10 protein-coding genes are annotated in these 13,941 nt (G+C 42.2%); 1 reads left to right on the forward strand and 9 read right to left on the reverse strand.

The annotated features are described in order from the left end of the window. Positions 1-77 precede the first annotated feature (77 nt). The 7 genes from DW959_RS02430 to DW959_RS02460 form a co-directional block, all read right to left on the reverse strand. Positions 78-2,144, reverse strand: a complete 2,067-nt coding sequence (locus DW959_RS02430) for an ABC transporter permease (protein ID WP_118615284.1) — start codon at positions 2,142-2,144, stop codon at positions 78-80. Continuing rightward, a complete protein-coding gene (locus tag DW959_RS02435; RefSeq protein ID WP_021943424.1) occupies positions 2,131-2,898 on the reverse strand; it encodes an ABC transporter ATP-binding protein in 768 nt (255 codons plus the stop codon). The genes DW959_RS02430 and DW959_RS02435 overlap by 14 nt, the downstream gene beginning before the upstream one ends. Positions 2,899-3,296: 398 nt before the next feature. After that, on the reverse strand, positions 3,297-4,316 hold the full coding sequence (locus DW959_RS02440; protein WP_118615286.1) for a sensor histidine kinase: 1,020 nt from the start codon (positions 4,314-4,316) through the stop codon (positions 3,297-3,299). Next, positions 4,313-4,975 (reverse strand): response regulator transcription factor, encoded by a 663-nt coding sequence (locus DW959_RS02445; protein ID WP_117808253.1) that lies wholly within the window; start codon positions 4,973-4,975, stop codon positions 4,313-4,315. The genes DW959_RS02440 and DW959_RS02445 overlap by 4 nt, the downstream gene beginning before the upstream one ends. 789 nt (positions 4,976-5,764) lie before the next feature. Next, positions 5,765-6,607, reverse strand: coding sequence for a MetQ/NlpA family ABC transporter substrate-binding protein (locus DW959_RS02450; RefSeq protein ID WP_117822244.1), 843 nt, complete (start codon positions 6,605-6,607; stop codon positions 5,765-5,767). Between the two features lie 146 nt (positions 6,608-6,753). Continuing rightward, positions 6,754-7,416 (reverse strand): methionine ABC transporter permease, encoded by a 663-nt coding sequence (locus DW959_RS02455; RefSeq protein WP_008402135.1) that lies wholly within the window; start codon positions 7,414-7,416, stop codon positions 6,754-6,756. Further along, positions 7,397-8,461, reverse strand: a complete 1,065-nt coding sequence (locus tag DW959_RS02460) for an ATP-binding cassette domain-containing protein (RefSeq protein WP_118615288.1) — start codon at positions 8,459-8,461, stop codon at positions 7,397-7,399. The genes DW959_RS02455 and DW959_RS02460 overlap by 20 nt, the downstream gene beginning before the upstream one ends. A 667-nt stretch (positions 8,462-9,128) precedes the next feature. On the opposite strand from DW959_RS02460, the gene DW959_RS02465 reads away from it, so the two are divergent. Next, positions 9,129-10,604, forward strand: coding sequence for a hypothetical protein (locus tag DW959_RS02465; RefSeq protein WP_118615290.1), 1,476 nt, complete (start codon positions 9,129-9,131; stop codon positions 10,602-10,604). Between the two features lie 221 nt (positions 10,605-10,825). Here DW959_RS02465 and DW959_RS02470 read toward each other — a convergent pair whose 3' ends face one another. After that, the gene (locus tag DW959_RS02470) at positions 10,826-11,677 is read right to left on the reverse strand and encodes a DUF11 domain-containing protein (protein WP_118615292.1); all 852 of its coding nucleotides are present in this window, start codon (positions 11,675-11,677) and stop codon (positions 10,826-10,828) included. A 72-nt stretch (positions 11,678-11,749) separates the two neighbouring features. Continuing rightward, positions 11,750-13,864, reverse strand: a complete 2,115-nt coding sequence (locus DW959_RS02475) for a SulP family inorganic anion transporter (RefSeq protein WP_118615294.1) — start codon at positions 13,862-13,864, stop codon at positions 11,750-11,752. Positions 13,865-13,941: the final 77 nt, after the last annotated feature.

Consider the following 13,941-nt stretch of genomic DNA (forward strand, 5'->3'; position numbering starts at 1 on the left):
AAAAGTCTCCTTCATTTCTTCGTTCGATAATCCTGCCCCCAATTATACCGCGAGATATTGTCATCGTCAAGGAAACCCTACTGTTCACTGATGATCTTTCTGCCACTGAAATAGGTGATCAGAAAATATCCGCCATAGATCACAACCATAACAACAACGGTCATAAGCATGGCTGCTCCCATGTCATCGGTTCCCATCAGTGAAAGAATCTGTCTGCTGAATTTTAAACCAAATATTGAATGAATGACTGCCAGTGCAAGCGGGAACAGGAAGAACAGACCCATCTGTGCAAATAACGCATGGTTGATCATCTTCTGATCCACACCCAGTTTTCGAAGCATCTTATATCGTTCCACATTATCGGTGCTTTCTGACAATTCCTTTAATGCGAGGATCGCTGCACCGGAGATCAGGAAGATCATTCCGATATATAAGCCGATAAAGGAAGCGATCGCGCCAAGTCCGATACTGGCAGCTTTTACATTTTCTTTTGTATTTAGACTCAACCTGACATCCGTGTCGTCATCCAGATTGATATATTCATTTCTCGCCATGATCTTATCCGTATCGGTCGTATTATAGATTGCAAGCAAGCTTTCAGAGATCGGAGTTACTCCTGTAAGCACCCCATCCGGCACAATAATGATACCAGTATTAATCGCCTGCGTAGAGATCTGGACATCACCGGCCTGACATTTGCTCATTCCCGGCTTCAGTTCATAACCATTTACCTGAATCGTCGTACCAGCCTGCAATGACATATCTCTGTATTTCACCATCTGCTTGTAATTTGCCACAACTCCGTATTCATCATCTTTGATCGACACAGTTTCAAAACCACACAGCTTTGCCACACGATTATAATCGGACACTGTCATGACATTTTCCATAACATCCATCATACCATACACCGGCTGGTCACCAAGGAACTCACCCTTTGCCTGCTCACTGAACGTATCCCCGTATGTGAAATCCGGCAATGAGTATATATACACATCTTCATAGGCTGAAAACATAGATGGCAAGTCAATTTCTTTTTCCTTATATATATCGCAAATGTCGCGCTTATCCCATGTCGGATCATAATAAGCATCCTCATCTGCGCCCTTACCGGCTGCGACATCATAATCGGAGCTTCTTACCTGTCTGGTAATATTTACATCAACGGTAGCATACTTCCTTAAGCCCTCATTTAAACCATTTCGGATCGTAAGCGCCGAAGTCAGCACACAGATCGTAACAAATAGCATAATACAAATGATCGAGATTGACAGTACATTTGTATTTACACGACTGCTCATCTGACGGATGACAAATGAATTCAGCCCTTTATAATAAACACGTTTCATAGAAGAAACTAACCGGAACAACATACCGGAAACCGACCAGAAAAACAAAAATGTGCAGACACATCCAAGCCCGATACAGAAATAGATATCTTTCATATAGAGCTCTGTTGTATTTGAATTGATCTGGTAATATGCATATCCAAGTCCTGCTACGGAAAGGAGAAATACGAATACCGATATCCACGGATTTTTCATCTTAACAGTCTCTGATCTTCTGCCTCTCTGGAACAGGTCGATCAATTTGCAGCGTCCGATCGCGATTGTATTAAACAGGATCACAACCACATAGATGATAGCAAAATAGAAACAGGTCTTTACAAATGCAGAACTTGAAAATACAAAATTATAAGAAGACATATCCGCTTCAAACATATTTGCAACTAACAGACTGGTAAGCTGGGAAATTCCGATACCGGAAAGAAGCCCAACGCCAAGTGAAACCAGACCGATGATCAGTGTCTCGATAAACAGCATCTTTGACACCTTCCATTTGCCCATTCCAAGCAGCAGATACAATCCAAATTCTTTGTTACGCCGTTTCATCAGGAATCGGCTGGCATATATGATCAGGAAACCAAGCACAAATGCAATGAATACGCTGACACCGGAAATGATATTTGCCATCAGCTCTACAATTTCTCTGGTATCTTTGGAGATCCTCATCATCGCCGTCTGTGTCTCGATCGCATTAAAAATATAGAAGATCGCTACGCCAAGAACTAAAGTGAAGAAATAGATTGCATAGTCCTTCAGGCTTTTCTTCATATTACTAAGGGATAACTTAAAGAGCGTCATTTAAGTCACCTCCAAGCAAAGTTACGACATCTATGATCTTGTTGAAGAATTCTTTTCGGCTGTCTGCTCCACGGCGAAGCTCATGGAATATTTTACCGTCCTTGATGAACAGGATGCGACCGGCATAACTTGCGGTAAAGGAATCATGTGTTACCATCAGGATCGTAGCTGACAGTTCTTCATTCAGATGTTTCAGACTTTCAAGCAACAGCTTTGCGGATTTGGAATCCAGTGCTCCGGTCGGTTCATCGGCAAGGATCAGCTTCGGGTTCGTAATGATTGCTCTCGCAGATGCCACTCTCTGTTTCTGTCCCCCGGACATCTGATATGGATATTTATTCAGAACTTCTTCGATTGCAAGCTCCTTTGCGATCTTCTTTATCTTTTCGTCAATCTTCTTCGCAGGCGTGTTCTGTATCGATAACGCCAGTGCAATGTTCTCATATGCTGTCAGTGTATCTAACAGGTTGAAATCCTGAAAGATAAATCCCAGTTCTTCCCGGCGGAAGCGGTTCAACTGGTTGCCGCGAAGCTTTGTGATATCATCTCTTCCTACATAGATATGACCGCTGCTGACACGGTCTATGGTGGAAATGCAGTTAAGCAGTGTCGTCTTTCCACTTCCGGATGCTCCCATGATCGCAACGTACTCACCTTTTTCTACACTAAATGAAATGTTATCAATGGCTTTTGTAATATTGGATTTGTTGCCGTAATACTTTTCGATATTCTCAATCTTTAAAATTGTTTCCACTTTTATCTCTCCTTGCTATTCGGTGTGTGACTAAATCGTTCAGGTAACACTTACATGTTTTTTGTGACCATTGCTCCGACGACATGGCACAGGATAGCAGAACACTCAGTCGGCTGCTCTATGGATTTTAGGTATTGCTCACTGTCAGAACAACAGCCCCATAAAAACATCCACGAAATACTAAAACGATTTACCCACACACCATTTTCTATTAATAACTGAGTTAAGAGCTGTTGATCCTGTCAACACCTCATCTCCTGTTTACAAGTGTGAGTATATCGTTTTCAAGGGAGAGTGTCGTTTTTCTTATGTTACAGAAGGTTACAGTTTTGTAAGGTTAAGACATTGGGCATTTTTTATCTGTCTGTCAGATAAGGGGCACATGGTAAAGTATAGTTTTATTCATCCACCAGATAATAGTCGTTTCCGCCAAAGGTTACAGCGACGTCTGTTCCGATATTTTCTTTGGAAGTGATCGTAAGATGATGTCCTAGCTGGTCGCACAGACCTTTTACGATATATAAGCCCATACCTGTTGACTTGGCAAAACGACGTCCGTTCTCACCGGTGAACGATTTTTCGCAAACGCGAGGAAGGTCTGCTTCGGAAATTCCGATTCCATTATCTCTGATATGGAGTGTGATATCATCACCTGCTTTTGTCGTCCAGATCCGGATCTGCCGATCCTCACCCGGCTTCATATATTTGATGCTGTTGCTCATGATCTGGTTTATCATGAATTCCAGCCATTTGGCATCTGTCGTAACGCTGACACCAACGTCATGCACATCCAGACAAATGTCACTCTCCAGCAACATATCTTTATTCTTCAACGCCACTTTATTCACAACCGACTTGATTCGTACTGAATCAAACCGATAATCTTTGCTCGCATGCTCTGCCCGGACATAATACAGCACCTGATCGGCATATGCATCCAGACGGTTCACCTGATCTTCGTATTTCTTCGGTATCTTATCCTGATTATTGTGGCACATCAATACCAGACTTGCAATCGGCAGTTTGATCTCATGCACCCATATTTCGATAAAATCCTTGAAATCATCTACACTCTGCCGGTACTCCTTCACATGCTCTGTCATGGATTTGTTGATCTCATATAACGCCTCATAGACCAGCTTTCCCTCATAGAAACCCGGCTCCTCTAACGTATCCATGACCAGATATTTCTGATCCAACTGCTCCATATGTGCATAAAGGGAATTATAGAAATGTCTGCGTTTTATATAGTCTGTTAATATGACAGTTACCAGAAGCAAAACTGTCAGCACAAGAAAGATCACCGTCAGCTCCCCTGGTGTCCGCATCGCACGAAAAGCAATTAACATGATCGCTATAAATAACAGATAACCGATCAGAATACCCGCTTTATCTTTTATATATTCCCAAATTCTCATATCAGACGATACCCCTGTTTCTTTCTTGTCTCGATCGCATCCGGCAGTCCAAGCTCCGCAAGCTTTGTCCGAAGCCTGCTGATATTAACCGTAAGTGCATTATCATTTACATATTCTTCATTATCCCAGAGATCTGTCATGATCTCATCTCTGGATACGATCTTGTCCTTACTGCTTAACAGCCGTTGGAAAATGATCATCTCATTCTTCGTCAGAACCTGTTCTTTCTCACCAAGCCGGATTGTCCCTTTGCTGAAATTCACCTCTGCTCCACGATAGGATGCTGCATTCTGGCTTCCCTCCATCCGTTTCAGCACTGCTGCGATCCGCAGCAACAGGATCGTCGGATTATACGGCTTCGTGATAAAATCATCTGCCCCATAGCTCATCGACAGAACCTCGTCCATCTCTGATGTACGACTAGTCACCATGATAACCGGGATATCCGATTCCTTCCGAATCTCCTTTAACAGATTTCTGCCATTTATGCCCGGAATATTAATATCCATCAAAATCAGATCTGCCCTCGCTGCCAGAATCTTCTCTTTTGAATGTTCAAAATCAGTCAGATAGGATGCTGCATAGCCTTCGTTCTCCAAAATCTCAACAAGCTCCATGCATATGCTCTTATCATCTTCCACAATAAAAATCTTTTTCATAACGCTCTCTACCGGCTCCTTTTATCGCCTATATTTACCCAACAGGCAGCCACACTACCCAGCTGCCTGTCGGCATCATTATAGCATACCCCCAAAATTTTTCACCATATTTGTTTCAGGGTATTTTATTACAAGATGCTAGCCCGTTGGTCTTTTTTGCGAGGAATAATTACTATTAACAATCCAAACTATAAAAAGCCATTAGAGCAATAAGAGAAAAATTCATTACAAAATACTATGAACATTTTTCTTCTTATTTGCCTAATTCCTTTTTCTTGTTTGTATTGTTATTATAGTTTTCTGTTTCTCGCAAGAAAGACCAACGGACCAGCATCTCACAACCACGAAATTGAAGTGAATATCGCAAATACATTCCTTAAAGTCTGTGCTCTAAAGTATATACCAACTAACACCGTAAAGCTTTGCCTATGTCTATTATTACTAACTGCAGCTCTTCCTTACAGGAAGTAGAAATGTAGCACAACAATTTATGATACAAAAAAGCCATTAGGCAGCTAAGAAGAAAACCTTACATATTCTATTCAGCTCACATGGCTGAAATGCAACTAGCATCCCGTAATAAAAAAGCCCTGAAACAGATATGGTGAAAAACATTCATGTAGTATTCGTGATAAAGTTTGTGCTAACTGTCAGCACCAAGCCCTTGTCTGAACCCGTCAGGATGAGTTAGGGCGACTGCTGACAAATCAGTGCACGAACTTTATAGAATACGAAATGAGTTTTTCACCATATCTGTCTCAGGGTATTTTATTACGGGATGCGAGCGGCTTACTCTTCGTAAGGAAGAACTGCTCCATCGTAAGTTTCTTTGATGTAGTTCTTTACATCGTCAGACTTTAATACGTCAACTAGTGCCTTGATTGCTTCGTTGTTTTCGTTACCTTCCTTAACAGCGATAACGTTTACATAGGTCTTAGCTGCTTCTGAATCATTCTGCTCATATGCAAGAGCATCTTTTCCTACTGAGAAGCCTGCTGCAAGTGCATAGTTACCATTTAAAACAACATATGCTGTCTCGTTTACAACTCTGGCAACCTGTGCTGCCTCAAGTTCAACGATCTCTACATTGTGTGGGTTTTCTTCGATATCATTAACAGTTGCATTGATACCTGCGCCATCCCTTAACTTGATGATTCCGTTGTCCTGTAATAACAGAAGGGCTCTTGCTTCATTTGTTGTATCATTCGGAACTGCGATAGAATCACCGTCAGCGATCTCATCTAAGCTTTTCTTTGTACCCGGATAGATACCGAATGGCTCATAGTGGATCTTGCCTGCAACTACAAGATGTGTACCTTTTTCTTCATTGAAGCTCTCAAGATATGGAACATGCTGGAAGTAGTTTGCATCGAACTCGCCGCTTTCTACAACTTCATTTGGCTTTACATAATCATCAAATACTGTAACCTGAAGATCATATCCTTTTTCCTTTAATGCTGTCTTTGCATATTCAAGAATCTCAGCATGTGGTGTTGCAGATGCTGCAATCGTAATTGTCTTTGAATTTGTTTTGCTGTCTTTATCTTCTTTCTTGCCGCAGCCTGAAAGGGCTCCTGCTACTAATACGCCTGTTAATGTAAGTGCTAATAATTTCTTAAATGTCTTTTTCATGGAAGATTCCTCTCTTTCTTTATTTTTCCTTTTTTATTTTCATTTTTATATATCGGATGCCCGGTGTGCACTTTCCTGACATCTGTTTGTAAACCGCCAATAACGTTCCGGTACTGATCCGGCTGTCATGGTCAGGGTTTATCTGATTATGATTTTCTCCGGTCTAATCGGTTTGCGATCAGCATTCCGACTGACTGGAAGATCTGAACGATCACGATCAGTAAGATAACTGTCACGATCATGATATCTGTCTGGTATCTGTAATATCCATAGCGGACTGCGATATCACCAAGTCCACCACCTCCGACTGCACCTGCCATCGCAGAATAACCAAGGATGGTTCCGATCGCGATCGTTGCTCCGGTGATCAGCGATGTTCTTGCTTCTACAAGGAGCACACGAAGGATGATCCGCATCGTTCCAGCACCCATCGCGCGGGCAGCCTCAACAACTCCGTTGTCAACTTCCTTCAAGGATGACTCTACCATTCTTGCGATAAACGGAATAGCTGCTACCGTAAGCGGTACGATCGTTGCTGTCGATCCGTAACTCTTACCAAGAAGAAATCTGGTAAATGGGATCAATAAGATCAACAGGATCAGGAATGGTACGCTTCGAACGATATTTGCGATAAAATCAAGAATCTTATACAAAACCGGATGCGGTTTCAGTCCGTCTTTATCGCTGATACAGAGGAGCACGCCCATCGGAAGTCCGAATACATATCCAAACAATGTAGAAACAACTGTCATATAAAGTGTCTCTAAGATACCATTTAAGATCATTTCTCTAATTTGTTCCGTCCACATGTTCCTCACCTCCATTCACATTGTCACTTAATTCTTCAAGCTCCAGTCCCCGTTCTTTCAGGTACTTTTCCATCGCTGCAACATTTGTTGAACCCTTCGGAAGCTCAAGTATCATTTCACCCTTCGCCACTCCTCCGACATTCTTTGTCGCTGCTTTTAAGATATTGACCGGCTCCTTAAATGTCAGGATCATATTTGCAATTACCGGTTCAAATGCTGAATTCTCCGTGTATACGATTCGGATTCTGGTTCCATTCTTTATGCGGTCAGCCGTTTTTAACGTCTTCGGCTCTGTAGCATTTCCTTCGTCCTTCTGTAACAGTTCTCTGGCTACTTCGGACTTTGGATGATTAAAGATATCAATCGTTCTACCATGCTCAACGACCTGACCATCCTTCATGATCGCTACCTGATTACAGATCTCTCGGACAACCGCCATCTGGTGAGTGATCACAACGATCGTAATTCCAAATCTCTGGTTGATATCCTTTAACAGTTCCAGAATCGACGATGTTGTCTGTGGATCAAGTGCACTGGTTGCCTCATCACAAAGCAGGATCTGTGGATCGGATGCAAGTGCTCTTGCGATCGCAACTCTCTGCTTCTGTCCACCGGACAACTGTGAAGGATATGCTTTTGCACGATCCCGCAAACCAACGATCTCTAACAGCTCATATGCCTTTTTTCTCGCCTCTGCCTTTGATTTTCCCTGAATGAACAGTGGAAAACATACATTATCAAGAACCGATTTCTGCATCAGCAGATTAAAATGCTGGAAGATCATACCGATATGTTCTCTCTGTTTACGAAGCTCTTTATCTGACAGACCACCAAGCTCCTTATCCTGTACCACGACCGTTCCCGATGTCGGTACTTCTATATGATTGATACATCGTACCAGGGTACTTTTTCCTGCACCGGACATTCCGATAATTCCATAAATGTCGCCGGCTTCAATATTCAGTGATACATCCTTTAAAGCATCGATCGTTCCGTCTTTGGTCTGAAACGTCTTCGACACTTGCTCGATCTGAATAATTGCCATATTGTTCTCCCCTTTCAAGTTCTTTTCCTATTATAAATCAGACAGTCTTCTACTTTATCCATGTAATAGATACCATCCTGCCGCATAACAAAAGGCAGTCATCATATGCTTATGACAACTGCCCTTTGTTATATGATAAACAATACTATATATCTAACAAATCAGGTGTTCAAAGCATATGAAATAAACGCCATACAATCACACATCATCCGGCAGCAACACATATTGTTCTTTGCAGTTGTCATGATTCTTTCTGAGCCCATATGCTTATCCTCCTTGTAAATTCTCTATGATTTATTCTCAGGAACTTTTCATACTATGTTGATATGTTTTATCTGTTTTGTTCCTTTCATGTTTCATGATTATAGCGTCCGTTTTTCCGGTTGTCAACCATTATATCCTATTTAAGTTATAGGATATATATTTGACTGGCTATAAGTTTTTCTTATAGCCAACAAATATGCAGTATGATTTATACTCCCAGCTCTTGTTGAATCAGTAGAAAACTACACTTGTCTTCTCTTGTTACACGCAATGATGTTGACACATATTACGTTTTCAGTTAAACTATACAGATGTAAATACTATTGTTAGGAGGAAGATCGGCTTAACATTACATATTTACTTCCATGTTTTACTAATCTAAAGTTATTGCCGGTATAACTGCATGTCATTTCATTCATTATTAAATTCAATCATCGATTCACAATCCGTAACGAAAAATTCTCTGATCAATGAAACCGGGATCGACCGTTCAAGCTTCTATCAGATTTTGAGCGGCAAACGTATTCCCACAAAAGATCAGATTACAAATATTATCCGCCAGCTTGATATATCTGCTGCCGATGAGATGGCTTTATATGATGCCTTTTATCTGGAACGGCTGGGCGAGACCAATTATCATTACCTGAAATTCACAGAGAAATGTCTGAGGGTGATCGGTTCTCCATATATAGACGCCAATGCATCTAACAACCAGACACCTTCCTGCTCACAGGAATTACAAAATAAACTATCTGACAATCCGATTGATACAGATCAGTCACAGGCTGCCGCAGGAACTATACTTTATCACTCCACGGATGAGATCATCTGTGGTCTGACTAAATTCTTAATACACGCCAGCAAAAAAGAAAACAATCACTTACAGGTATCACTTCCGTTCGACCTGTCATCACGGATCAAACTGTTTTCCAACATTCACTCACTTATCACTTCTGGGAAATTTCAAAATGCAACAATTTCCCAGATACTGCATTTCCAAACAAAAAATCCGAATGACATCACTGAAAAACTGGACGGATTTGCCACGCTGTTAGAATCGATTCTTACAAAAGGGACCAACATCACCTATAACATTTACTATTATTCCAATGAACAAAAAGTCAGCAAGAACTCCGGTGTACTTTTCCCGTTCTATATCATAACGGATGATGCCAGTCTCCTGCTAAATGCCGATGCCAACAAAGGTTGTCTGTTGACCGATCCGAGCCTCATCGGATTTATGCGTAAAGAATTTGATTCGGTATTTGACCATGCGAAACCATTTCTGTCCAGCTTCAGCCAGAAGGAGCTTCCACAGTTTCAGGCAAGATCCATTCCTGCAGAAGAAGTGATCTTTATCCAGAAGCATCCCGGTGCCTGCCTGATGGTGACCGATGATCTGGTTGAGAAATATGTTCCTGAAGAATTCAAGGAAACCCTAAAACAGCATTTTCATTTCATGCAGCAAATGAATGCCAGTGAGGGCATCACACTGGACGGCATCCGGGAATTTGCAAGAAATCATGTGATTTCCGAATCCGGGTTCTATGTAGAAGCAAACACGGCAGATATTATCAATGCTCTGGAACAGTTAAAATCACGGCTTGACCGGAACCTCTTTGTCCTTGATACCGAAAAAATTCCGGTATCCGATAACTGGGCTTTCCTTTTATATCCAGATCAATATGCCCTGCTTGTTCCAAATAAAGAACTAGATTTTATCATCTGTGTGTCTGATCCGGATATTATACAGGCATTAACTTATACCTTTCATTCCGTAGATTTTAATGATTTTATTCTGGATAAAAAATATGTAAAACACGAGCTCCAAAAGTTAATTTCTGAAAATCAAAACAGAGTGGCAGATTCAACTTTATAAATGCCACTTCTGGTTTTTTGTACATCAGCATGGTAATATTTAATTGTTTTTATTGTTACATCATTTGATGTTCACTTTATTCATATGAGGGGTAATTTATAGACAGGCGGCTGCTTCTTACAGGTCAAAGAAGCAACCGCCTTTGTAGTCTTACAATATTATATAATGTCACTACAGACTTTCGTCTGTCTGCTCAACACAATTCTGCATACAGAAAATCCCTAGATCGTGCCTTTTACAACCAATGTACTGACACCCGGATCCGCCGTCCATACACCGGTAGCCGGATTCTGTGTATAGGTTGCAGCCGGAACTGTGATCTGACCCGCAATCGTTGTAAACACTCCTGTTGTCTCATCATAGGTATAGTTTGTTGTCTCTGCCCATGCCGTTCCATTAAAGGATACTGCAAGGTTTGACAAAAGCGGATTAAAGGTATCCACTATCACCGCATCGGTTCCGATATCTGCCGGTGCACTTCCTGCATTCTGGATCAGGAAAGTATAGGTCAATGTTCCGTTTTCTGTTACAGGAACCGGACTTACAGACTTCGTGATTGTAAGGATCGGCGTACTCTCTGTACCGATCGTCTCTGTTACCGTGATCGGAGTAATGCCACCACCGGATACAACTGCTGTATTCGTGATCGTTCCTGCTGCATCCATCGGTGCAAATGCATTCACCTCTGCCTCATATACAACTGTAATATCTCCATTTGCAGGAACTGTAAGCCCCGAGATTACAAGCGATGGTGCTCCTGTTACAACAGGTGCAGTCTGAAGAACACCATTCACATAATATTTTACAGTATCTGCAATATATGTGAGTGGAACCAGCGTTCCCTCCCCGAATGTATATGCTCCCAGATTATCTGTGATCGTGATACCGCTAAGTGCTGTGGCTCCTGCATTTACGATCGTGATAACATATGTCACTGTATCATTCTGACCATATGTCTTTCTGACTGCGGTCTTACTTGCTGACAGTACCTCCAGCAGTTCTCCGACTGCTATATTGGAATTTGCTATGGAATTACCATAGCGAAGCTGTGCCTGATTTGTAAACTGTGCCATAAATTGCTCTCTTCCTTTCTTATATTCAGGTATAGTACGATATATGACAGAATTTTTATTTTGTTATTTTTATTAATTATCTTTCTCCCGGAGTTTTACGACCAACTCATAAACCTCAGGATGTTTTTCTTTCAAATGCTCATCCAGCAAATGTCTTCGTTCTTTAAACTTCTCCGCAAGCTCCGGATGTTCCTTTGCAATACGGTCATGGATCTCTCTACGATGCTCCTCGAAGCGTCTGGCAATCGTTTCCTCTTCCTTACCTGATATATGAACGATCTCCTTCAGATGCTCTTCCAGATGCTCTAACCACTCATCCTCATCCATAGCTTCCATATGTGACCAGCTTCCATGCAAAAGCTCATCAACATCTCCGGTCTGTTTCAAATGCTCGATCTGAAGTCTGATCTGCTTCTCTATCTCATCTTCACTCTCCGCTCCAAACGCCCAGACAAATTCCTGAACCCTGTTATCTGCACGCTTTCTGGACGCACTTCTCGGCTGATTGTCTACATCCCCCTCTAATGGATATGGTCGCTTAATTCCCATATCCTTTAAGGCAATATGTACTGTTCGTCTGACACAGCCTTCCTCAATCAGATAACCAAGTCCCAACTTACGCAGCTGTTCATTCACATCTGCGATATGCTCTGTCATGTAGAAACGGATTCCCTTATCCTTTAACGACTGATATAACATGGCGATCCTGTCAGCCGCTGTTATATCGATACTGCCGATTCCACTGGCATCTATGATAACCGCCTTTGTCTCAGGCGTGATATGATCTTCAATATCTCTCTGGAGGATCTGTATATTCGCAAAGAACAGATTGCTGCTGAACCGATAGATCAGTACACCGGAGATTGCATGGATCTGGCTGCTCTCCTTCAGATCCCGGAAATGCTTATGCCCCGGCTGGATTCCAAGGAAACATCTTGCAGGCTTGGCTGTCCGTATGATCATCTCTGTAAAGGAAAGAAGAATACCGATCAATACACCGTTAATCGTGCCAAGTAACAGCACACCAAAGAATGCCCCGAAAAAGATCAGGCATTCTGTACGGCTGACTTTAAAGAGTCTTACCGCAAGATCAAATTCCGTTGCTCCAAGCAACGCTGATATCACAATGGCTGTAAGCACAGGGACCGGAAGATAACCGATAAATCCGGTCGCACAGACCAGAACAACGATCATGGAAAGACCTGCTATGATACCGGTAAGCTGTGTCTTTGCCTGATACTGTTCTCCCATTGCCGTTCTTGATACCGAGCCATTGATCGGACAACAGCCGGTAAATGCCGCAAGGAAATTCCCCATTGAAAATGCCAGAATCTCCTGGTTATCATTGATCCGGTAACCATTCTTCTGCGCAAAATTATTCTCCGCCAGAAGTGTCTCTGCCATTATAACGACTGCTACCGACAGGCTGATCGTTACAGCCTCGCGGATCGATATCACACTAAAATCCGGAACCGCCCAGTGTGGGAGTCCGGTATCAACAGATGCAAGTGTCTGCACACCCCAGTTCTCTATAGGAAGCAGATATGTCATGCCTGCCCCGGCTATCATCAAAAGAACCGCCATCGGGAATTTTGGGATCAGCTTCTTACATACCAGCAATAGCACAAGAGCCGCAAGTCCCAGTACCACCGACTGCCAATTGATATCTTTGGCTGTCTTTATAATATGTTCTGCCAGCTCAAAAAACTCTCCGGTTCCTGCCGATCCTCCCATCAGCTTCGGTACCTGCATTAGTATAATAGTCGTACAGATTCCGGTAATGAATCCGCCCATAACCGGTGCCGATATATAGTTGACCAGTTTTCCTGCTTTCATAATATAAAACGCCAGAAGCCACAATGCCACAAAGAAGGTCAGTACCGGAACAACCGCCATCGCCTCCTCTGATCCACTCTCTATATGAAGGCTTAACAATGCCGACCCAATAAGGGCTGCCGGAGCTGCATCCACTCCAAAAATAAACTGAGGCGATGTCGAGGCCAGAGCAAATATCAAGATCGGAAATACCGAACCATACAGTCCATAGACCGCAGGAAGTCCGGCAATCTGCGCATATCCCATGGAGATCGGAATGGATACTGCCATGATAATAATACCTGCAAGAAGATCCTTTATGAAATTTTTCTTATCATAATGACGTAATGTAGCCGCTAATGTTATCTTCATCTCTGCCTCTTATATCTGTATATTCTTATACTGCAATTATAAAAGAAAAGTGGAGCTATGCACAACCATTATCTTTG

The organism is Clostridium sp. AM46-21 (genome assembly GCF_003480025.1).
GTDB classification, from domain to species: Bacteria; Bacillota; Clostridia; order Lachnospirales; family Lachnospiraceae; genus Coprococcus; species Coprococcus ammoniilyticus.

Excerpts from the sequence above, each read along its gene's own strand:
- DW959_RS02430 (WP_118615284.1), bottom strand. The coding sequence starts at position 2,144 with ATGACGCTCTTTAAGTTATCCCTTAGTAATATGAAGAAAAGCCTGAAG.
- DW959_RS02440 (WP_118615286.1), bottom strand. The coding sequence starts at position 4,316 with ATGAGAATTTGGGAATATATAAAAGATAAAGCGGGTATTCTGATCGGT.
- DW959_RS02465 (WP_118615290.1), top strand. The coding sequence starts at position 9,129 with ATGTCATTTCATTCATTATTAAATTCAATCATCGATTCACAATCCGTA.
- DW959_RS02445 (WP_117808253.1), bottom strand. The coding sequence starts at position 4,975 with ATGAAAAAGATTTTTATTGTGGAAGATGATAAGAGCATATGCATGGAG.
- DW959_RS02450 (WP_117822244.1), bottom strand. The coding sequence starts at position 6,607 with ATGAAAAAGACATTTAAGAAATTATTAGCACTTACATTAACAGGCGTA.
- DW959_RS02460 (WP_118615288.1), bottom strand. The coding sequence starts at position 8,461 with ATGGCAATTATTCAGATCGAGCAAGTGTCGAAGACGTTTCAGACCAAA.
- DW959_RS02470 (WP_118615292.1), bottom strand. The coding sequence starts at position 11,677 with ATGGCACAGTTTACAAATCAGGCACAGCTTCGCTATGGTAATTCCATA.
- DW959_RS02475 (WP_118615294.1), bottom strand. The coding sequence starts at position 13,864 with ATGAAGATAACATTAGCGGCTACATTACGTCATTATGATAAGAAAAAT.
- DW959_RS02455 (WP_008402135.1), bottom strand. The coding sequence starts at position 7,416 with ATGTGGACGGAACAAATTAGAGAAATGATCTTAAATGGTATCTTAGAG.